The organism is Gardnerella sp. KA00127, from assembly GCF_049244125.1.
GTDB classification, from domain to species: Bacteria; Actinomycetota; Actinomycetes; order Actinomycetales; family Bifidobacteriaceae; genus Bifidobacterium; species Bifidobacterium swidsinskii.
On the sequence record NZ_CP058377.1, the window covers coordinates 234,495 to 258,022 of the forward strand.

General features: G+C 45.0%; 12 protein-coding genes and 3 rRNA genes. 14 read left to right on the forward strand and 1 reads right to left on the reverse strand.

The features are described from left to right. Nucleotides 1-46: 46 nt before the first annotated feature. Nucleotides 47-1,489 carry an aminopeptidase C gene (locus tag HXT48_RS00950; protein ID WP_421793091.1) on the reverse strand — a complete coding sequence of 481 codons (1,443 nt, stop codon included), beginning with the start codon at nt 1,487-1,489 and terminating at the stop codon, nt 47-49. A 563-nt stretch (nt 1,490-2,052) separates the two neighbouring features. Here HXT48_RS00950 and HXT48_RS00955 point away from each other — a divergent pair. The 14 genes from HXT48_RS00955 to HXT48_RS01020 all read left to right on the forward strand — a co-directional run bounded on the left by HXT48_RS00955 (nt 2,053) and on the right by HXT48_RS01020 (nt 23,303). Continuing rightward, the gene (locus HXT48_RS00955) at nt 2,053-3,036 is read left to right on the forward strand and encodes an ABC transporter permease (protein ID WP_033888405.1); all 984 of its coding nucleotides are present in this window, start codon (nt 2,053-2,055) and stop codon (nt 3,034-3,036) included. Between the two features lie 24 nt (nt 3,037-3,060). Next, nucleotides 3,061-4,008: an ABC transporter permease gene (locus HXT48_RS00960; protein WP_064621662.1), complete on the forward strand. Its 948-nt coding sequence runs from the start codon at nt 3,061-3,063 to the stop codon at nt 4,006-4,008. A 21-nt stretch (nt 4,009-4,029) separates the two neighbouring features. Then, nucleotides 4,030-5,919, forward strand: coding sequence for an ABC transporter ATP-binding protein (locus HXT48_RS00965; protein WP_064621661.1), 1,890 nt, complete (start codon nt 4,030-4,032; stop codon nt 5,917-5,919). A 323-nt stretch (nt 5,920-6,242) separates the two neighbouring features. Beyond that, entirely contained in the window at nt 6,243-7,985 is a 1,743-nt protein-coding gene (locus HXT48_RS00970) for an ABC transporter family substrate-binding protein (RefSeq protein ID WP_004107996.1), read from the forward strand. A 179-nt stretch (nt 7,986-8,164) separates the two neighbouring features. Continuing rightward, nucleotides 8,165-9,979 carry an ABC transporter ATP-binding protein gene (locus HXT48_RS00975; RefSeq protein ID WP_033888404.1) on the forward strand — a complete coding sequence of 605 codons (1,815 nt, stop codon included), beginning with the start codon at nt 8,165-8,167 and terminating at the stop codon, nt 9,977-9,979. Between the two features lie 2 nt (nt 9,980-9,981). Beyond that, entirely contained in the window at nt 9,982-11,778 is a 1,797-nt protein-coding gene (locus tag HXT48_RS00980; RefSeq protein WP_004107992.1) for an ABC transporter ATP-binding protein, read from the forward strand. Nucleotides 11,779-11,832: 54 nt separating this feature from the next. After that, entirely contained in the window at nt 11,833-12,813 is a 981-nt protein-coding gene (locus HXT48_RS00985; RefSeq protein ID WP_174182783.1) for a TatD family hydrolase, read from the forward strand. Nucleotides 12,814-12,973: 160 nt separating this feature from the next. Beyond that, the gene (locus HXT48_RS00990; protein ID WP_102155833.1) at nt 12,974-15,607 is read left to right on the forward strand and encodes a KUP/HAK/KT family potassium transporter; all 2,634 of its coding nucleotides are present in this window, start codon (nt 12,974-12,976) and stop codon (nt 15,605-15,607) included. 23 nt (nt 15,608-15,630) lie between these two features. Continuing rightward, nucleotides 15,631-16,446, forward strand: coding sequence for an HD domain-containing protein (locus tag HXT48_RS00995; RefSeq protein ID WP_421793092.1), 816 nt, complete (start codon nt 15,631-15,633; stop codon nt 16,444-16,446). A gap of 143 nt (nt 16,447-16,589) precedes the next feature. Beyond that, on the forward strand, nt 16,590-16,736 hold the full coding sequence (locus tag HXT48_RS01000; protein ID WP_415687988.1) for a hypothetical protein: 147 nt from the start codon (nt 16,590-16,592) through the stop codon (nt 16,734-16,736). Between the two features lie 192 nt (nt 16,737-16,928). After that, a 16S ribosomal RNA gene (locus tag HXT48_RS01005) occupies nt 16,929-18,455 on the forward strand. 378 nt (nt 18,456-18,833) lie between these two features. Beyond that, nucleotides 18,834-21,895, forward strand: a 23S ribosomal RNA gene (locus HXT48_RS01010). Between the two features lie 178 nt (nt 21,896-22,073). Continuing rightward, nucleotides 22,074-22,190: ribosomal RNA gene (gene rrf / locus HXT48_RS01015) — 5S ribosomal RNA — on the forward strand. Together the 16S, 23S and 5S rRNA genes form the textbook arrangement of a ribosomal RNA operon. Nucleotides 22,191-22,748: 558 nt before the next feature. After that, nucleotides 22,749-23,303: a cysteine hydrolase family protein gene (locus tag HXT48_RS01020; protein WP_012914495.1), complete on the forward strand. Its 555-nt coding sequence runs from the start codon at nt 22,749-22,751 to the stop codon at nt 23,301-23,303. Nucleotides 23,304-23,528 lie beyond the last annotated feature (225 nt).

The window sequence follows — 23,528 nt, forward strand, 5'->3', positions numbered from 1 at the left end:
AATCTGCGCTCACATAGTTACCAAACTTAATTTTAATGGTAACGATTTAACGGCAACGCTTCGAAAGTGGCGCCCACGGTTCAAGCATTACTGGTTCTTGATCCAATACAGCTAAAGTTTCTTTGTCAAGGTACTTTTTGTTGATGATTATTTCGTTCACATAACGATCGAACCACTCTGCTGAGCCAACATAATAGCCGTCTTCGCCAGCATCCTTGCCCCAGCTGTTCTCAATCTTCCAGCGATCTGGCTCGCCATCTTTGTTAAGATTCACGCCAGTGAATGTCATTGCGTGATTTCCTGGGCAATCCATATATTCCAAGCCGTGAGCTTTATCGAATGTAAACTTCACATCAAACAATTCATCTACGCGCACAACTGCAGGATCGAAGAAGCCACTGTCACGCAAGGAGAACTGCGTGCAATCGCATGCAAACCAGATTGGATGACCATCTTTTAATTGGTCTACAGCTGCTTTTTTGAATACATCGAGAGGCACATTAACAAATTCCATTTCCTTTGTTTCAGCTACGTTGGTGCTGTACTTAAATTGGTAGAGCTTGTTGAATGGTGTGCGTTCCATAGGCGCGTTGCATATTGTTACGAAGTCGTTTACGTCAACTGGAACGTACTTCTTTGCGAACTCAAGTGGAGTAATTCCGTATTCACAAATCATTGGACGCTCATCTTTGCCGGTTTTTGACTTGTCAGCTTTGCCGGTTTTCTCGCCATCTTTCTTGGTTTCGTCTTTTTCGCCGTCCTTCTTATCGTCATCGTCATCTTTAGTTCGTGCGAAGAAGTCAAACTGTGCAGGTGGTTCACCCAGGGCAATAGTTGTCATGCGATAAACGGTTTCCAAATCGCGAACTTTCATTTCGCGCAATTCTTCCAAAGAAGTTCCGTTCTTATGAGCTTCACGCAATTCGTATGCAAACTCGCGCAACTTGGTATTGATGTATTGTACGAATGCATCAGAGTCGACTGAGTTCTGTGAATCTGGATATGCACTCTTTGGCACAAGTCCGTACTTGTTTACCAAGTTGACGAACATTTGCCACCAGCCGCCGTCATCGATTGGACCATAGTTAATGCTCTCAAAAAGTCGGCTATTAACATCTTCATCAAGTGTTGAAAGCACATTTTCCAAATAAGCGTTTGCTTTTTCAATCTTGTCCCAGAAGAATAGGTAGCTTTCTGAAAACTCAAAGTCGTCTAAATTCCACTTATGCATTACTTCGTATCGCAAAGTATTAAGTGAGGCGAACATCCAGCAGCGTCCGGAGCGCTTCTGATTGGTAATGCTGCCTTGTTTTAATTCTATTGAGAATTCGCGAGGAAGAGCACGCTTGCCTTGGTAGCTTGTTGCGGCTTTAAGCACACCATTTGTTACTGCTGCATTTGCTGCGAGAAGATTTGCGCGCTGTTCGTTGAAATGTTTGGAATAATTTTTTACATGTTCCAGAGTTACGGCTTTGATGTTTTCAGCCATGAGCTTATTCATTCTCCTTTTAGAGTTGAAAGTACGAATAAAAAATATTGTATACTGCTCAATGTCTCGCGTGTGTTTCTTGTCTATGCCTATTTTCGGCATTTGCTTGAATACTATTAATTATTTTAGTAAAACTACAATTTTTTCGGTAAATATTCAGTTTTTGTAATTAAATTTTGAATTTATTATATTTGCTTATAAAACGTATTTTGTATGTATAAAAATACTTTTTTGATTTTAAAATACATATCTTTGTGTAAAAATATAGCTAGAAATCATTGATATTTTGCGCTTTTTTGCATGTTTAGATATGTATAATGTAACTTATATATACGAAATTTTTCCCTTGGGTATTGAGAAAAGTGTTGTGTAAAAATATTTTCTGTTTGTCTCTTTGTACATAGCTTGGCTAAAAATATACTAATTATGTGTCCCGGATTGACAAGGGTCGATTCAAACACGCCCTTTTCAAGGTCGAGTGTTAGATCGGCAATACTGTAAATCACAAGATTTATGGATGCCGAATGGAGGTAAAAAATGGCTAGTCGTAGAAAAGAGTCACAATGATACGATACATCGTTAAACGATGCCTGAATTATGTGGTGATGTTGTTTGTTGCCGTATCCATGACATATTTCTTGACAAGTGCTTTTATGAGACCGCGTTCGAACTACATGTCTAGGCATCCGCATCCACCTATTGCATCAATCAACCGTTCTTTGGATTTGGCAAATATTAACGACCAGACTCCAGTGTTTACTCGTTATTGCCGTTGGATTTACAACATTTTTACTAAGTGGGATTGGGGATTGAGCCCAGATCAGGCTCCAGTTGGCCCGGCAATTATGTCTCGTATTGGCGCATCTGTTCAGCTGGTTACTGGCGCTACAATTCTTGGCATTGTTCTCGGTGTTAGCGTTGGTGTTTACACTGCTATCCGTCAGTACAAGTGGCAAGATAGAGTTCTTAATTCCACCGCAACCTTCCTGTTGGTTGTTCCTGCAGCAGTTTTGGGTTTGATGGTTGTGCTTGCTGCTATTAGCATTAACCACGCAACAGGCGTGCGACTTTTCTACGTTACTGGTTTGCACTCTTACCAAGGTTCTGACCCGTTCATGTTCCTTCTTGACTTCCTTCAGCATTTGATTTTGCCGACGATTGTTATGACAATTCCTGGCATGGTTGGGTATCATTTAACGCAGCGCACGTATCTTCTCGATACTATGAATGCTGATTACGTTCGTACGGCTCGCGCTAAGGGCTTACCTTTGAATTTGGCTATTCGCCGCCACGCTTTGCGTACTTCTTTGATTCCAACAGCTGTTGACGTCGCCTTCTCTATTGCAGGCGTGTTTACGGGTGCTGTGATTACTGAAACCGTGTTTGCTATTAACGGCCTTGGTAGCTACTTCGTTCAGACCATTATGCAGAACGATATTAACGGTTCTGTTGCTATTGCAGCGTTTGGTGCTGTATGTACCTTAGTTGGTGCTCTGCTTGCAGATATCTTCTCTGCTTGGCTCGACCCACGTATTCGTTTGAACTAGCAGAACAGTGTAGGTGAATTTGATATGAATAAAAAAGATGTATCTTCAAAACCTCAAGAATCTGCTGCAGATAGAAAAGCTACTGCTGGTGCCTGGGGCAACTTTAAGCGCACTGGTAAGATGACGCTTTATACGCGTCGATTCTTCCGTCGCCCGTCTGCAGTTGTGGGCTTGGTTATGTTCGTAATTTTGATTCTTTTTGCTTTGTTTGGCTCAAAGATTTCAAAGTGGAGCTACGACGAACCAGACTTTTCTTCTCTAGCAACTCCTCCTTCTGCAGAGCATTGGCTGGGAACTACGCCAGGCGGTTCAGACATGTACGCAATGGTTGTGCGCGGACTTGGTCGTTCACTTTCCATTGGTATTGTTAGCTCTATTACCATTACAGTTATTGCTGCTTTGGTTGGTACTGCTATTTCTTACTTCGAAGGATGGTTTGAGCAGGTTGGTATGTGGCTTTTGGACATGCTGCTGATTGTTCCTTCCTTCCTGCTGATTGCTTTAATCATTAGTGCTTCTAGTGGTGGTAGCGATTGGCTGTGGTTGGCATTTGGCTTAACAGCTTTTGGTTGGATTGGTTACGCTCGTACTCTTCGTACGTTGACTTTGAGCTTGCGCGAACGTGAGTATGTTCGTGCAGCTAAGTTCGAGGGCGTTTCTTCGTTCCGCATTATTGTGCGCCACTTGGTTCCAAACTTGGGTTCTGTATTGATTATTAACACGGTTCTTGGTGTTATTGGTGCGATTAACGGCGAAACTGCTTTGAGCTTCTTGGGCCTTGGTATTAAGGCTCCGGATACTTCTCTTGGTACTTTGCTTAATGCTGGCCAAAGCGTTGTGCAGACTTCTCCGTGGGTGCTTTTGGTGCCGTCTGCAGTGCTTGTTTTGCTAACCTTCTCCGTGCAGCTTATTGGTGACGGTTTGCGTGATGCCATTGATCCATATTCTAGGTCTGTTGGTAAGGCCGACTAACGAGCGTTTGGAGTGATAAACATGACTGATATTGCAAATAACGCTATTAAGGAAGAAACCACGATGGAAGATCAAAACAACGAACCGTTGCTTTCAGTACGCGACTTGCAAATTAGCTTCGCTTCTGAAGCTGGTACTGTGCATGCTGTGCGCGGAATGAATTTTGATTTGTACCGCGGAAAGACTATTGGTATCGTTGGCGAATCTGGTTCTGGTAAGTCGGTTACGTCCTTGGCTGTTATGGGCTTGCTGGATAAAAACGCTAGCGTTAAAGGCTCTGTAAAGTATAAGGGCGAGGAGCTTTTAACTAAGTCTGATGCAGAAATGAGTAAGATTCGTGGCAAGAATATTGCTATGGTGTTCCAGGATCCTCTTTCTGCTTTAACTCCAGTTTTCTCTATTGGTGATCAGCTTAAGGAAGCTTTGGTTATTCATAATCCTGACATGACTGAAGAGCAGATTCGCGAGCGTTCTATTGAATTGCTTGATTTGGTTGGTATTACTAAGCCGGCTGAGCGTTTGAAGGCTTTCCCTCACGAGTTTTCTGGTGGTATGCGCCAGCGCGTGATGATTGCTATGGCTATTGCCAATAATCCTGACATTATTATTGCCGACGAGCCTACTACCGCTTTGGATGTGACTATTCAGGCTCAGGTTTTGGAAGTTTTGAAGAAAGCTCAGCGCGAAACCGGCGCTGCAATGATTTTTATTACTCACGATTTGGGCGTAATTGCTGGCGTTGCAGACGAAGTTATTGTTATGTATGCGGGTCATTTGGTTGAGCATAATAGCGTTGAAGAGATTTTTGCTCACCCAACTCAGCCGTACACTATTGGCTTGTTGGGTGCTGTTCCTCGCGTTGATCAAAAGCGCACTCGTCGTTTGACTCCAATTTCTAAGCCGACTATGGATATGCTTATGGCTGAAGAAGAAAGCGGCGACGACAGCACAATGATGGGTCTTGAAGCTGAAAGCGAAACTGTTCGCTCGTTGCTTCATGCGGAAACCGAAAAGCCAATTAAGCCAATGTTTGAAGGCATTCCTCGTGAACAACGAAAAGTTGTTTTGGATGTTAAGAACTTGGTTAAAACATTCCCAATTACTAGCGGTGGCTTCTTGCGACGCAAGGTTGGCGAAGTTCGCGCGGTTGATGGTGTGAGTATTGAGGTTCGTGAAGGCGAAACTGTGGCTTTGGTTGGCGAGTCTGGTTCTGGTAAGTCCACGACTTTGATGGAGATTATGGGCTTGAAGAAGCCTGAGTCTGGTTCTATTACAGTTTTTGGTACTGAGTTGAACGATAAGTTGACTCGTGAGCAGCGTCGCGAACTTCGTTCTAAGATTCAGTACGTGTTCCAGGACCCAATGAGCTCGCTTGATCCTCGTATGCTTGTTTACGATATTTTGGCCGAGCCTTTGCTCGTGCAAAAGAAGTCGAAGGAAGAAATTCGCCAGCGTATTGCTGAGCTTATGCAATTGGTTGAGTTGAATCCTGATCAAGTTGATCGCTTCCCAACGCAGTTCTCCGGCGGTCAGCGTCAGCGTATCGCTATTGCTCGCGCTTTGGCTGTGAATCCTAAGCTTTTGCTTCTTGATGAGCCAGTTTCGGCTTTGGATGTTTCTATTCAGGCTGGAATTATTAACTTGCTTGAAGATTTGCAAGACAAGTTGGGTGTTGCTTACTTGTTCGTGGCTCACAACATGGCTGTGGTTCGTCACATTTCTAGCCGTATTGCTGTTATGTATCACGGTCGAATTGTTGAATCTGGTGAAACGGATGAGGTGTTTGATAATCCAAAGCACCCTTACACTCAGGCTTTGATTAGCGCTGTGCCAATTCCGGATCCTACAATTGAGAAGAACCGTAAGCGTATTATTCTTTCTGAAGAAGATAATTTTGACGATGTTAGGTAATTCATGACTTGTTGATTTTAGTTAATCTTCATCAATCTGAATAAATTACTTAGTCGCGCATGTTTATTACAACATGCGCGATTTTTTATTGTGTAACATAAATTTAAAAAACGTAATATATTTTGTTTTTTAGCCAAAATAAACTAAAAAATTTTCTGTTTTGCTCATTATAGATAATAAATTATTCTTTTTTGCCTAATTTTCATAAAGTTGAAAAGAAAAAAATCAATATTTTGTGAAAACGATTTGTCGAATGTCATAGAGTTGTATATACTCATACAACATACCGGAAGACGGACATCATCCGGGGAATGAGAGGAATCATGAAAAATACAAATGCAGGTAAACTGACTGTATTTGCCGCAGCTGCACTTTCTGTTGCAATGCTGCTCGGCGCTTGCGGCGGTGCTACTAACAATGCTGGTAAAGCAGGTATGACTGAAGAGCCAGCTGCTGGTGTTGACACTTCTTACACTGGCGAACTTCCAATGCCAGATGTCAACAAGCGTTACGATAATCCACAGTCACGTGACAACGTTAAGGACGGCGGCACTTACACCGTTGCTCTTCCTGTTCTCGGTCCAAACTGGAACTACGCTTCCAACGATGGTAACTCTGGTTACATGAATACTTTGTGGGGCTTCTACCAGCCAAATCTTATGGCTTATGACACCGTTAAGGGTGAAAAGCTTAAGTACAACCCTGACTACATCACTTCCGTCAAGAAGGTTAGCGATAAGCCACTCGTTGTTCAGTACAACTTGAACCCAAAGGCCAAGTGGAATGACGGCACTGATATTGATTACACCGCATTTAAGGCTACTTGGCAGGCTTTGAACGGAAAGAACAAGGATTACTCCGTCCCAAGTACTGAAGGCTATGACTGCATCAAGAGTGTTGAACAAGGTTCCACTCCAAAGCAGGTTATAGTGACTTATGAGAAGCCATGCGCAACATGGGAAATGCTTTTCGCTCCACTGGTTCATCCAAAGGCCGGTGACGTTAAGACCTTCAACCAGGGTTGGGTAAACAATCCTCACAACGAGTGGGGTGCAGGTCCATTCCAGATTGAATCCGCAACCGAAAATCAGGTTGTTTTCACCCGCAATCCAAAGTGGTGGGGTAAGAAGGCAAAGCTCGATAAGGTTGTTGTAAAGCGTATGGAAGATACTGCAGCTTTGAACGCTTTCCAGAACGGTGAAATCGATGCTGTAACCGATACCATTTCTTCTAAGGACGCAATCAAGTCTGCTCGTAGCGTTAAGGGTGCTCAGCTGCGTTACGGCTACAGCACCAAGGTTCGCGTGCTTAACTTCAACGCTAAGTCCAAGCCACTTAACGAACTTGCAGTTCGTAAGGCTGTTGTTCAGGCATTCGACGTTGCTACCTACAACAAGATTCAGTTCCAGGGCATGAACTGGAAGAGCGAGCAGCCAGGTTCTGAGCTTCTCTCCATGTTCCAGGCTGGCTACAAGAACAATCTTCCTGCTGACGGCAAGTACAACACCGAAAACGCTAAGAAGACCCTTGAAGCTGCTGGTTACAAGATGGGCAAGGATGGCTACTACGCCAAGAATGGCAAGACTCTTGAGATTTCCTTCACCTTCTTCGGCGATGATTCTACTCAGGCAGCTCTTGCTAACGCATTCCAGGCCATGATGAAGAAGGCTGGAATTAAGTGCAAGACTGTGAACCATGCTGTTGCTAAGTTCTCCGAGGTTGTTGCTTCGCACGAGTACCAGGTGCTTCCATTGGCATGGCAGTCCACATCTCCATTGAGCTTCTTGTCTGCAGCAAGCCAGGTTTACAAGTCTGATAGCGATTCCAACCTCGGTCTCGTTGGCAATAAGAAGATTGATGCTATGCTCAACAAGATTGGCAAGACCTACGATTACAAGGAACAGACTGATTATGCAAACAAGGCAGAGTCTGCAGCTCTCGCACTCTACGGAACTCTTCCAGTTTCTGCTCCTCCTATTTACCAGGTGTTCAAGAAGGGCTTTGCTAACAACGGCCCTGCTGGTTACGCAAGCACCTACCCAGAGGATATGGGCTGGCAGAAGTAAGTAAATTTGTAGCGATAATTCGCGCAAGTTTACTAAGCTGATTGCTTAACTTATAGCATGTGGCGTGTAGTCTTTTGGCTACACGCCACATCTTTTTGTGTATGCTAATGTGAGAAAATAGTATAAATTTAAAATTAAGTCTCAAAAAGCAAAATCGGAAACAAAGGAGAAGCTGGCGCATGTACGTCAATCCGAATAAACGCAAAGATGCGAGTAACGTGCGCTGGGTATTGCAATACTGTAAGCCGGACATGTGGAAAGTTTGGCTTGCTATTTTTCTATTTATTATCAATGACACGATGGCAATGACAATGCCGTTGCTTTCGGGCTTTATTGTAGACAAAATCATTATTGGCAAACAGCATAATTTGCTTATAAGCGTATGCGTTTTGATGGTAGCAATGATGATTGTTCGCGTTGGCTCAAGGTATATTTACCAGCTTTTAATGGAAAAGTTTGGTCAAAATGCCGTGTATCGCCTGGTGAGCGACGAGTACGAAAAGCTTCATTCTCTCGATTTTACGTACTTTAATCACACGCGCACAGGCGACATTATGAGTCGTATGACATCGGATACTGACGCGATTCGTCATATTTTAAGTTGGGTTTCGTATATGGCGTTAGATTGTGTAGTAATGTTCGTGTTAGCGCTGGTTATAATGTTTTCAATTCAGTGGAAGCTCGCTTTAGCACTTATGTCAATTACGCCATTTTTGTTTCTGCTCGCAAAAATTATGGGCAAAAAAGCTAGACCGAAATTCCTTGCAATTCGTGAATCCTTTGCGCGCATGAATTCAATGGTGGAAGAAAATATCGAGGGGAATCGCGTAGTAAAAGCTTTCGTGCGTGAGGATTACGAAACTAAGAAATTCGATAAGTGCAACGAAGACTACTTTAATTGCAATATTACGCTTGCAAAAAATACTCAAAAATACATGCCTTGGCTCGATGGCATGGGTTTTGTGCTTGAGCTTATAACAGTTGGTTTCGGCGGATGGCTTGTTTTGAATGGCAACATGACTTTAGGTGCATTCGTCACTTTTAATAGCTTCCTTTGGATGCTACACATGCCTGTACGAATGGTGGGCTGGCTTATTAATGATTGGCAGCGTTTTAACGCAGGATGCGTGAATATTCGCAAACTTCTTACGCAAGAATCGCATATTAGACATCCAAAAGAAGCGGACGAAACCGTTAAAATTAGAGGTAAAATTACTTTTGAGCATGTTGATTTTTCATTCCCAGACGATCAAGACTCTCCAATCTTAAAAGATATTGATTTAGACGTTCCTGCTGGAAGCAAACTGGGTATTCTTGGTGAAACTGGTTCCGGCAAATCAACTCTCGTAAGTCTTATAGCAAGATTCTATGATCCTACGCGTGGTCGTGTTTTAATTGACGGAAAAGACGTGCGCGAATGGCCGTTAGAAACTGTTCGTAACCAAGTTAGCATAGTTGCGCAGGAAACATTCCTATTTTCGGACACTATTGCAGGAAATATTAGTTTTGGATTACCTCAAACTAAAGAAAATTGTAAGGAATTAGATAATACCATTCGCACGATGGCAACAATTGCTGCAGCAGACGATTTTATTATGGATATGCCAGAAGGCTATGAAACAGTAGTAGGCGAGCGTGGGGTAGGTCTTTCTGGTGGGCAAAAGCAGCGTTTGAGCTTAGCTAGAGCGTTGGCAAATAATCCTGCAATCTTGATTATGGACGATACAACTTCTGCTGTAGATATGGAAACGGAAGAGCATATTCAGCAGGAGCTGAAAAAGCTTGATGGCACGCGCACAATAATCACTATTGCGCACAGAATCTCATCCGTTAAAGATGCAGACATGATTGTTGTGCTAGATCACGGGAAAATTATTGAACGCGGCACGCATGCTCAGCTTGTTGCAGCGCACGGGAGGTATTGGGAGATCTATAGAAAGCAACTTGGCTTTAAAACTGGCAGGTCTGCAGGATTCGAAACGAAGGGGGAGTAGAAATGGCACAACGTAATACTTATCGTGAAGACGAAGGTCAAGAAGAACACATAAACGTGCACGAACTTATGCGCGTTAGAAAATATATGAAGCCGTATGCTACTAAACTTCTATTCGTAATTATGGTAGTTATTAGCGGCAGCATCATTATGACAGCGATGCCAATGATTACGAAAACGCTAATCGACGTTGTATTGTCTCAGAAAAACGTCAATTATTTATATACAATTATTGCCGTATTCGCACTGCTCATTATATTGTATGAGCTTGGTTTAGCGTACAGAACTTTAGCAATTACGCGCATCGGCCAGATGATAATCAAAGACATGCGACGCGATATTTTTACGCATGTTCAATCATTATCTTTTGATTATTTTGATTCGCGTCCGCATGGGAAAATTCTGATTCGCATCGTAAACTACATCAATACGCTTTCTGACACGCTTTCGTCTGGTTTAATTAACGTATTTTCCGACGTTTTTGTGCTTATTATTACATTAATAACAATGTTTGTTATAGATTGGCGAATGGCTTTGTGGAGCTTAGCGCTATTCCCAATATTTATAATTTGGACGCGAACTTTACAAATTTTGCAAAGAAAAGCGTCTAAAAAATTATCAAATAAACAAAGTAATTTAAATGCGTATTTGCACGAATCAATCGCAGGAGTAAAAACAACGCAAACTTTTGCGCGAGAAGCTACAGCATACGCTACTTTCCAAGAGCAACAAGCAGAAGTAAGAAGTGCTTGGATGCGAAACGTTAGAGTGCAAATGTTACTTTGGCCTGGTGCTTCAATTATTGAGACTGCAGCAATAGCGCTTTTGTATTACTCTGGCATAGCAAACTTAGGTGCAATGAACGTGAGCACGGGAACACTTATAGCATTTGTTTGGTATTCGACTACTTTCTGGGATCCAGTAGTAAATATTGGAAACTTCTATACGCAACTTGTAACGTGCTCAGTTTATTTGGAACGAATTTTTGAAACTCTACGAATTAAGCCAAATATCGTAGATAAGCCAGATGCTATTCAATTGCCTCAAATCGAAGGAAAAGTAGACGTAAACGACGTTGTTTTCCGTTACGAAGAAGATGGAAGGCCAATATTAAACTTGGTTGATTTGCATGTTAATCCTGGCACTACTGTAGCTCTTGTGGGACCTACTGGTGCAGGAAAAACAACTCTCGTAAGTCTTCTTTCTAGATTCTACGACGTTTCAGAAGGCTCGATTACTATAGACGGGTACGATGTACGTTCAGTAACGCTCGCATCTCTTAGAAAACAAATGGGCGTAATGTTGCAAGATAGTTTTATTTTCAGTGGAACCGTACGCGAGAACATCCGTTATGGAAAGCTCGATGCCACTGATGAAGAAATTGAGATTGCAGCGCGTGCAGTTCATGCTCACGAATTTATTGAAGGATTACCGAACGGATACGATACTGAAATTGAAGAGCGCGGAGCCACTCTTTCTGCAGGTCAGCGTCAGCTTATATCGTTTGCGCGAGTATTGCTTGCGAATCCGCGAATTCTTATTCTAGATGAGGCAACAAGTAATATTGATACTCGTACAGAAGAAGCATTACAAGCAGGATTAGCTCAATTACTTAAAAATCGCACATCTTTTGTAATAGCGCATAGGCTTTCGACGATTGAGAATGCGGATTTGATTTGTGTAATCGATCATGGAGAAATTGTTGAAAAAGGCACTCATAACGAGCTTATGGAGGCAAGAGGAGCGTATTATCGTCTTGTAAAATCGCAATATGATGCAATTCGCAAAGCAGTTTTATAAATACTTATCATTCAATAAAAATTGACAGTTGAGTTTGCGAGTAGACTTAAAAATATGAGTAAACATCATCGCGAACATAATTGGGCGCCGGCTTTAGCAACGCAATCTGCAGTATGGGAAAATCTGCTACAAGAAGGAATAACAATTGCAGACGATCATACGCACATGCTTAGCGTTGTGGATTTTGCGCATAATCTAAATCAAGAATTAGCAGAAAAAGGCCGCGATGTAATAGCGGAACCTACTGTAGACGACTTAGTTGCTCAAGCAAAATCATCAGGTGTTTCGCACATGCTAGAAGTCGGATGTGAATATCCAGATTGGGAGCCGACGATTAAGTTTGCTCAAACGCATGAAAATTCAGTTCGCGCAGCAATAGCAATACACCCAAACGAAGCAGTATTACACGGTCACAAAGGAGCTAAAGGTCCTGACGGATTGCCAATAGTTTACAAGCCGTATCACGATATTCCATTTGACGAAGCTATGCAACATTTGCGCTCGCTAGTAATTGCTCATCCAAAAGAAGTAGTGGCAATAGGTGAAACCGGTTTAGACTACTTTCGTACGGGAGAGCCTGCGCGAGAAGCACAAATAGAGGCTTTCCGCGACCACATTGCGCTCGCAAAAGAATTAAACTTGCCTTTGCAAATTCACGATCGTGACGCTCACGAAGACGTAGTAAAAGTCTTACTAAAAGATGGCGCTCCTGAGCGAACAGTATTTCACAGTTATGCTGGTGGTGTGGATTTAGCCGAAATATTGAAAGAGCACGGTTGGTACGCAAGTTTTTCTGGAACTATAAGTTACAAAGGCAATGATGAATTACGCGAATCTGCGCGAATTATTGGCAAAGACCATATAACTGTTGAAACGGATGCGCCTTATTTAACGCCAATGCCGTATCGTGGACGGCCAAACGCGCCTTATATGGTTCCTTATACGCTAGAAACACTTTCTGAAGTTCTAAATATATCGTTATTGCAAGCAGCGAAAGTTACACGCGAAAATACGCGAAAAATTTACGAATTTTAGGAATATAAAATCCTTAATTTTCAAGGATTTTTTAATATTTTTTGCGCGATGCACTATTGTTGTATACAATATCCAAGTACGGAAATAAAACTGTGAGGTGTGAGGTTTATGCGACTTCTTGTTGGCATCAAGAAGATCATATATGGAGGAACAATTAAGCATGACTAAGTCACGCACTGCTGTACCATCAAACGATAGTACAAAGGATCCTCGCAACGGCGCGAAAGATTCCGAGAAAAGCACTAAATCCTTAAAAGGTACTAAGGATGCTATATTGCGAGCTGCCTCGTTTACTAAGGCTCCTCAGGTGTCAAAAAAAACGACAACACGCGAAGAGCGCAAAGTAATAGCTCAGCAGCAAGCGCAAGAGGTAAAAGAAGCAGAAAAGCTTGTTGCTAGTGCAGTACGAGGTCCGTTAGGTAGATGGTGGGCAAAATTGCAAACCAGTTCCGATCGTTTTACATTGGGAATGGCAATTGTTGCTCTTGGCGTTGTTTATGGCGATATTGGTACTTCTCCGCTTTATACTGCGCAAACATTTTTAGCAGGTCAAGGCGGCTTGCAAAACATAAATCGCGCGACTATCTACGGAATGCTTTCGCTACTGTTCTGGTCAATCACATTAATTACAACCGTAAAATACGTATTTGTTGCAATGAGAACAGACAACAAAGGCGAAGGTGGCATTTTTGCTTTATATTCGCTTCTACGTAAAAAAGGCGCGTGGCTTGCAATACCGGCAATGATTGGTGGAGCCGCGTTTTTGGCAGATTCTGTGCTGACTCCTGCAGTCTCCATCTCTTCAGCAGTTGAAGGTTTGCGCACTATTGCAGTGTTTAAGCCAATATTCTTAGAAAATGAGAATTTGTCGATGATGATTACGGTTATTATAATCGTCATACTTTTCTCTGTACAGCAACGCGGAACCGAGCGAATTGGCAAAGTATTTGGCATTGTTGTGATGCTTTGGTTTGCTTTCCTTGCGCTGGTTGGTGTCATGAACATTGGCCAAGATTGGACTATTTTTGAAGCACTTAACCCGATTTATGGCATAAAATTCCTGTTTAGCACGCATAATGTGCAGGGATTAGCGGTTATGGGTGTGATCTTCCTTTCTACTACCGGTGCTGAAGCGTTATATTCTGATATGGGTCATGTTGGTAGAGGCAATGTGTACGCAACCTGGCCGTTTATTAAAATTGCTTTGCTGCTGAATTACTTTGGGCAAGGCGCTTGGATGTTGAAAAATCAAAACGATAAAGCATTATGGTCAATAGAAGGTTTGAACCCGTTCTTCCAAATGCTTGAACCGAATGTGCGATATGTTGCCGTTATTCTTTCGGTTACTGCTGGCATTATTGCTTCTCAAGCACTGATTACAGGCGCATACACAATGGTTTCTGAGGCAACAAGCCTAAATTGGATGCCACATTTGCAAGTGCGATATCCTGCTAGAACTCGTGGACAGCTGTATATTCCAGTTGTGAATGTTGTGCTGTGTGTTGCCACTATTACGGTTCTTGCAGTATTCCGCGATTCTGAACATATCTCTGGCGCATACGGTTTAGCTTTAACTCTAACTATGCTTGCTACGACTATTTTGCTTACAGTGCACATGTGGTATCAGAAGAAGCGATTTGGTGCCTTCATATTTGCAATCGTATTCCTCATGATTGAGATGATGTTCTTTGTGGCTTCCATGGCGAAATTCATGCACGGTGGCTGGTTTACTATGCTGCTCGGTGTTTCAATTTTGATCATTATGGTCACTTGGAAAGATGGAACTAAAATTGAGCGTTCGCAACGTTTGCACATGAAACCGAAAGATTTCCTACCTGTGCTAGATAAGTTGCACGGAGATTTCCGTATTCCGTATTTCGCTGACAATATTGTGTATTTGACTTCCGATTGTGAAATGAAGCGTCTCGATACTGGAATCTTCTTCTCTATTTTTGCCGACCATCCAAAGCGTGCTAGAGCTTGGTGGGCTGTTTCTGTAGAAACAGATGACGCTCCGTTTACTCGTGAGTATTGTGTAGAGAATTTCGGTACGGACTACTTATTCCGCGTAAAAATTAAACTCGGATTTAAAGTGTCGCCTTCTATACCAGCGTATCTTCACCAAATTATGCATGACTTGTCGCACACGGGCGAACTTCCTCAGCAAAAATCCGTGTATCCGAAGGTTGATGCAGATCCAGATATTGGACCAATTCGATATGTTCTGTTGCACAAAGCGTTGATGCCGGAATCTAATATTTCTGTGCGTGGAGCGTTATCTTTAAAGATGAAATATGCAATTAGACATGTTGCTGGTACGCCTGTTAAATGGTTTGGTTTGGCTCCTTACAATCCAGTTGTTGAAGTGCAGCCGTTGTTTATTTCTACTCGCAGACCTCCGCGTTTGAAGCGTGAAGACTGTTCTCAGCGAGCAGTTCAATCTTTGCAAGGTGCCTCAGCGCTTGAAACTAATATTCACGTTGTGAAAGATATCAGACCTACTGATGCGGAGCAGACTGCTGTTATGAACGCACGAGATATTGCTGCTGCTAATGTGATGTTTGCTAACGAAAAACTTGCCAATACTGGGAAAATTAGCCCAGTTCCAATTAAAGAGACAAAAAAAGTTAGCGTGAAGAAGCCTAATAAAGATGGAGCAAATATCGATGCAGCGAATGTAACGCATGCTGTTGTGCAGGCTGTGGAGGATGCTGCTCGTGCCAATGATGCGAATAGTGTGAAATCTGAAAAGAGTGCAGCAACTGAAAAGAGTGCAAAAAATAATCTTAAGTAAGAATCTTAAGGAAGAGCCTTAAAATGGAAAATGGTGCAGAAAGTATACTTAATTGCAACTCGATAAAACTCGCTGATTTACCTGATTTTGGTGAAGTAGAGAAATTGCATAGTGCAACTGCACCATCTTCTGCTGCTTATGAGCTTATTCACGGTCATTGTGTTGTAATCTCAACAATTGCTTGGCAAATTGCTCATCATTGCAATATGCTTTTGTCCGCTGAAAATCGTGCTGCTCAAATGAGTGAAACTTTGCGTAAGCGTGATGAAATAGCAAAAAATTGCCTTCAGGAGCTTGTCGGAGATAGTTATGCAATATTACCTGCGCTTAGTGGTGGCTTAGCTCCAAAACAGTATATTGATGAATACGCAGCTTTAATAGGTGGATTGTTGCACGATATTGGCACGTATTTTGTGCTTGAAAGTGATGGCAGTAGCAACGCTGGTGGTATATTGCGCTTTGATGGTCCGAATTATATTTTGCATGGCTTGCGCGGATATAAATATTTAATTGATAATGGTTTTAGTGAGGATGCTGCGCAATTTGCGCGCAATCATACTGGAGTTGGCTTAACTCGAGAGCAAGTTATTGCGCAAAATTTGTCTCTTCCTGCTGAAGACTATATTCCGCAAACAGTTGAGCAAGAAATTGTTATGGTTGCGGATAAATATAACAGCAAATCGATACCTCCTCGTTTTTTGACAGTCGATTCTTATCGTCGCAAGGCTGCGCGATTTGGCGAAGACAATGCTAATCGTTGGATGCAATTGGTTGCGAAATATGGTGAGCCAGATATTGCAGGTCTGGCAGAAATCTTTAATATGCGTGTTGATGCGTGAGCGTTATTGATTTTTTGCGTATTTTTATCCTATTTTTGTGTATTTTTTAAGAAATCTATTATTTTTTAAAAAGTTTTTATAGATTCAATATCAGATAGCATGCTTTTTTGGTGTTTTTTCGCGATTTTCAACACGCCGGTGTTTTGGCTTGTTTTCAATGTTTTTGGGGTGTTTGTTTTTGGTGGGTTTGCGTTTTAGCGTGGGTTGGTGTAAGTTTATCTCTTGCTGCTCAGCGCGGCTGGTTCTCCTCGGTTGAGGTTGATGAGCCGGCTGGTGTGGTGGTGGTTTGAGAACTCAAGAGCGTGTCTGTACTACTTATTAGTTAATTATTGCCAGTTCATTGCCTGCCTTGCAGATTGCAGGGTGCCTGAGAGATGGTTAAATGGTGGTGAGGTTTTTGTTGGGATGTTCTTTCCTTAAAGAATGTCTCGTCTTTTTCTTTTTAATATTGGAGCCTTTTGTTGGCTCTTCATTGAAGTTTTTTCGTGGAGGGTTCGATTCTGGCTCAGGATGAACGCTGGCGGCGTGCTTAACACATGCAAGTCGAACGGGATCTGACCAGCTTGCTGGTTGGTGAGAGTGGCGAACGGGTGAGTAATGCGTGACCAACCTGCCCCATGCTCCAGAATAGCTCTTGGAAACGGGTGGTAATGCTGGATGCTCCAACTTGACGCATGTCTTGTTGGGAAAGTGTTTAGTGGCATGGGATGGGGTCGCGTCCTATCAGCTTGTAGGCGGGGTAATGGCCCACCTAGGCTTCGACGGGTAGCCGGCCTGAGAGGGCGGACGGCCACATTGGGACTGAGATACGGCCCAGACTCCTACGGGAGGCAGCAGTGGGGAATATTGCGCAATGGGGGAAACCCTGACGCAGCGACGCCGCGTGCGGGATGAAGGCCTTCGGGTTGTAAACCGCTTTTGATTGGGAGCAAGCTTTCGGGTGAGTGTACCTTTCGAATAAGCGCCGGCTAACTACGTGCCAGCAGCCGCGGTAATACGTAGGGCGCAAGCGTTATCCGGAATTATTGGGCGTAAAGAGCTTGTAGGCGGTTCGTCGCGTCTGGTGTGAAAGCCCATCGCTTAACGGTGGGTCTGCGCCGGGTACGGGCGGGCTAGAGTGCAGTAGGGGAGACTGGAATTCCCGGTGTAACGGTGGAATGTGTAGATATCGGGAAGAACACCAATGGCGAAGGCAGGTCTCTGGGCTGTTACTGACGCTGAGAAGCGAAAGCGTGGGGAGCGAACAGGATTAGATACCCTGGTAGTCCACGCCGTAAACGGTGGACGCTGGATGTGGGGCCCATTCCACGGGTTCCGTGTCGGAGCTAACGCGTTAAGCGTCCCGCCTGGGGAGTACGGCCGCAAGGCTAAAACTCAAAGAAATTGACGGGGGCCCGCACAAGCGGCGGAGCATGCGGATTAATTCGATGCAACGCGAAGAACCTTACCTGGGCTTGACATGTGCCTGTCGACTGCAGAGATGTGGTTTCCCTTCGGGGCAGGTTCACAGGTGGTGCATGGTCGTCGTCAGCTCGTGTCGTGAGATGTTGGGTTAAGTCCCGCAACGAGCGCAACCCTCGCCCTGTGTTGCCAGCGGGTTATGCCGGGAACTCACGGGGGACCGCCGGGGTTAACTCGGAGGAAGGTGGGGATGACGTCAGATCATCATGCCCCTTACGTCCAGGGCTTCACGCATGCTACAATGGCCGGTACAACGGGATGCGACATGGTGACATGGAGCGGATCCCTTAAAACCGGTCTCAGTTCGGATCGTAGTCTGCAACTCGACTACGTGAAGGCGGAGTCGCTAGTAATCGCGAATCAGCAACGTCGCGGTGAATGCGTTCCCGGGCCTTGTACACACCGCCCGTCAAGTCATGAAAGTGGGCAGCACCCGAAGCCGGTGGCCTAACCCTTTTGGGATGGAGCCGTCTAAGGTGAGGCTCGTGATTGGGACTAAGTCGTAACAAGGTAGCCGTACCGGAAGGTGCGGCTGGATCACCTCCTTTCTACGGAGTTTTTGTGCACGCTCGGTTTGAGTGTGGTTACTGGTGTGGAAAACAATAGTTGACGTTTTTAGATGAGTTTGTTGGGCATGCTTTTGGGTTCCCGGATTGCCACCCCCCTTTTTGTTTGGGGTTGCGGTCCTTGACTCACAGGATTTCAGGTTGATGCTTTTGAGTGTTTGGCTTGGGTTTTGTGGTGTTGTGGTGGTTTGAGAACTGGATAGTGGACGCGAGTAAAATGCGAAACTTTTTTGTTTCGATTTTTTTGCTTTTATCAATTTCAACCGGCTCCTTTTGTTGGAGTCGCTTGATCGTTTTGTGATCGTTTAGTGTGATGATTTTTTGTCTAGAGAATTTTGCTGATGGGTTCTTACTTTAGTGTTTGTCACTGGTAAGGGCGTATGGTGGATGCCTTGGTAGACAGGACCGATGAAGGACGTGACGGGCTGCGATATGCCTCGGGGAGCTGCCGAGTGGGCTTTGATCCGAGGATTTCCGAATGGGGAGACCCGGCCACTGTTATGAGTGGTCACCACAGTTTTTGTGGGGGGTACGCAGGGAAGTGAAACATCTCAGTACCTGCAGGAAAGGATACTCCGTGAGTAGTGGCGAGCGAAAGCGGATCAGGCTAAACCGGGTGCGTGTGATAGCCGTCAGGTGTTGCGCATTCGGGGTCGTGGGATGGACTGTTCAGCCTCTGACGGGGTTGAGGAGAGTGATAAAATGTCGTGCTAGGTGAATGGGATTGAATTCCCAGCCGTAGAGGGTGATGGCCCCGTAGCTTGTCGTGCGATGTCTCTTTATGTTTATTCCCAAGTAGCGCGGGACTCGTGGAATCCCGCGTGAATCTGCCCAGACCGTTGGGTAAGCCTAAGTATTCCTGTCTGACCGATAGTGTACTAGTACCGTGAGGGAAAGGTGAAAAGCACCCCGGGAGGGGAGTGAAATAGTTCCTGAAACCGTGCGCTTACAATCCGTCGGAGCCTTCTTTGTGGGGTGACGGCGTGCCTATCGAAAAATGAGTCTGCGAGTCAGTGGTATGTGGCGAGGCTAACCCGGGTGGGGGAGCCGTAGCGAAAGCGAGTTTTAAAAGGCGTTTGAGTCGCATGTCCTGGACCCGAAGCGGGATGATCTAGCCCTGAGCAGGTTGAAGCGCGGGTAAGACCGTGTGGAGGACCGAACCCACCTAGGTTGAAAACTGGGGGGATGACTTGGGGTTAGGGGTGAAAGGCCAATCAAATTCCGTGATAGCTGGTTCTCTCCGAAATGCATTTAGGTGCAGCGTCGTGTTATTGCTTACAGGGGGTAGAGCTACTGGATGCTTGCGGGCCCATACCGGGTACCAATAGCAGCCAAACTCCGAATACCTGTTAGGTTTATCACGGCAGTGAGTCGGCGGGGGATAAGCTCCGTCGTCAAAAGGGAAACAGCCCTGATCGTCGTCTAAGGTCCCGAAGCGCGTGCTAAGTGGGAAAGGATGTGGAGTCGCATAGACAGCCAGGAGGTTGGCTCAGAAGCAGCCATCCTTGAAAGAGTGCGTAACAGCTCACTGGTCTAGTGGTTCCGCGCCGACAATGTAGCGGGGCTTAAGCACGCCACCGAAGACGCGGCTGCATGATTTGTTTCATGCGGGGTAGGAGAGCGTCCTGTATGGGGTGAAGCGGCAGTGTGAACTTGTCGTGGACTTTACAGGAGTGAGAATGCAGACATGAGTAGCGAGAGACGGGTGTGAATCCCGTCCGCTGAATGACTAAGGGTTCCGGGGCCACGTTCGTCGTCCCCGGGTGAGTCGAGTCCTAAGGCGAGGCCGACAGGCGTAGTCGAATGGATGAACGGGTTGATATTCCCGTACCGGTGTTACACCGTTCGAACTGAATCTGAGAGTACTAACCTTCATTTGCTGGTTGATTGCCTTTCGGGGTTGTTGGCTGGTTTGTGTTGGGACTGTATCGGTAGTAGGTTAGCGTGGGAGTGACGCGGGTAGGTAGCCGGCTGCGGAGGTGGTTTTCCGTGGCTAAGCGTGTGGGCTGTCTCCTAGGTAAATCCGGGGGATGTTAAAGCTGAGGCGTGATGGGTAGGCTGTAAGGCTGATTCCGGTGATCCTGCTTGCCAAGAAAAGCTTCAACGTGAGGTGTGATTCCGCTCGTACCCTAAACCGACACTGGTGGTCTGGTAGAGTATACCGAAGCGATCGGGCGAATCCTGGCCAAGGAACTCGGCAAATTACTCCCGTGCCTTCGGCATAAGGGAGACCCCTGATGGTGATATGGTTTTACACTGTTGAGCTGTTGGGGGTGGCACAAGCTAGGGGGTAGCGACTGTTTACCAAAAACACAGGAGCGTGCGAAGGCGTAAGCCGCTGTATACGCTCTGACGCCTGCCCGGTGCCGGAAGGTTAAGAGGATCCGTTAGCTTCGGTGAAGCGGTGAATTTAAGCCCCGGTAAACGGCGGTGGTAACTATAACCATCCTAAGGTAGCGAAATTCCTTGTCGGGTAAGTTCCGACCTGCACGAATGGCGTAACGACTTCCCCACTGTCTCGGCCAGGAGCCCGGCGAAATTGCAGTACGAGTAAAGATGCTCGTTAAGCGCAGAAGGACGAAAAGACCCCGGGACCTTTACTATACCTTGGTATTGTCGTTAGGTGTGGATCGTGTAGCATAGGCGGGAGGCTGTGAAGCGTGGGCGCTAGCTTGCGTGGAGTCGACAGGTGAAATACCGCTCTTTCCATATCTGGCGTCTAACCTCGACACGTTATCCGTGTCAGGGACAGTGCCTGGCGGGTAGTTTAACTGGGGCGGTTGCCTCCTAAAGAGTAACGGAGGCGCTCAATGGTCCGCTCAGCCCGGTTGGCAATCGGGTGTTGAGTGTAATCGCACAAGCGGGCTTGACTGTGAGACTGACGGGTCGAGCAGGGACGAAAGTCGGAGATAGTGATCCGGTGCCGGCGTACGGACGTGGCATCGCTCAACGGATAAAAGGTACCCCGGGGATAACAGGCTGATCATTCCCAAGAGTCCATATCGACGGGATGGTTTGGCACCTCGATGTCGGCTCGTCGCATCCTGGGGCTGGAGCAGGTCCCAAGGGTTCGGCTGTTCGCCGATTAAAGCGGCACGCGAGCTGGGTTCAGAACGTCGTGAGACAGTTTGGTCTCTATCCTCTGCGCTCGTTGGAATGTTGAGGAGACCTGCCCATAGTACGAGAGGACCTGGGTGGACGAACCTCTGGTATGCCGGTCGTCACGCCAGTGGCGCTGCCGGTTAGCTACGTTCGGAAGGGATAACCGCTGAAAGCATCTAAGCGGGAAGCCTGCTCCAAGATAAGCATTCCTTGCACTTTAGTGTGTGAGCCCCCATGTAGAACACGTGGTTGATAGGCTAGATGTGGAAGCCCTGTAAGGGGTGGAGCTGACTAGTACTAACGGGCGATGGTGACATTCTTCCTCACTTTTGTGAGTGGGGAGGGTGAGTTTCTGTGAGTATTATTCTTCTAGCGTTAATGAGTACTGAATGTTTTGCTTAACGATCAGTTGGTAAGAGAGTTTTTATTCGCGTTCATGTCCGGTTCCCTAACCGCCACGTGTTGCCACTCAATGGTTTTGAGTGTATAATCTAGTTTTGCGGTGGTCATGGCTCAGGTGAGACGCCCGGTCCCATTCCGAACCCGGAAGCTAAGGCCTGACACGGCGAGGGTACTGCACTCGATAGGGTGTGGGAGACTAGCACGCTGCCGCATTATTTTTCTAGCGGGGAGTTTTCACTCCCCGCTTTTTTATTTTCGTATACTACTGTTTTTGTAATCCTCCAAACTCTGGACAACGCTCGCGCTATAAGCGCTCACTGCTGAGCAAGCTCACGCTCCGAATTGCTTTCGCGCGCGCAATGCTGCGCTCAAGCAGGTCGTCGCGCAAACGCGAGGAAAACTTACGTCAAATGTAGTTAAAAACAGACAACAGAGACATGCGCGCAGAAACCGTACTGCACCAGTAACGAAAAATCCCCGGCAAACGTTTTGTAGCATCATTTGCCGCAAGGTAGTGATTAAATGATGATAGTCGGTGCAGAAGCAAGTGAGCTTTGAGTATTCTTTGAATATTAAGGTATTGCGCCGATTGCAATTGGGCCAGCAATTGAGTTGATAATTGGGCTATCAATTGAAATAAAATCAAGCAATTAAGAATGCGGAATATTGTAACTAAAGCGATTATGCTATTGCAGTAGAGCTATTTGCAATAATGCTGTTAGCAGTAATGCTATTTGCGATTATTCTGTAAATTTCATACAAGGAGTAGGTATGAATAAAGCCCTTATTAACATTGATTATACGAATGATTTTGTGGCAAGCGATGGCTCTCTGACTGTAGGTGAGCCTGCGCAAAAGCTTGAGAAGCGTATTACTGAGATTTCGCAGGAATTTCTTGACGCTGGAGAGTTCGTGGTTTTTGCGATTGATACGCATCATTTGAACGATCCGTATCATCCTGAAACTAAACTTTTCCCACCTCACAATATCGCCGGAACTCACGGTCAGAAGCTGTACGGCGCGCTTGGTGATTTTTACGAGGAAAATAAAGATAAAAGCAATGTGTATTACATTCATAAAACTCGCTACTCGTCGTTTAATGGCACGGATTTGCTGATTAAGCTGCGCGAACGTCATATTGAGGAGTTGCACTTGGTGGGTGTTTGCACGGATATTTGCGTGCTTCACACTGCTGTTGATGCGTATAATCTTGGCTTCAAAATCGTAGTTCACAAAGATGCAGTCGCAAGCTTTGATCCGCAAGGTCACGAATGGGCTTTGCGCCACTTTAAGACTTGCCTTAATGCGGATATTGTAGAAGGCTGAGAATTTTAGCTAAAAATATTTAAATAAGTATTCAATAGTTATTGAGAATAATAGACGCTGGTTGCTTTAAGCTACCAGCGTTTTTGTTTATTCGGAGTGTCGACTTGCTATTAATGAGAATCATTATTATTATTAATAGACGTTGTTAAAAATCTTCCATAATTATTTGCGAAAAGAAGAGCGCATATAACGATAAGAAGATGAAGTGTAGAGAGCGAAATAGTA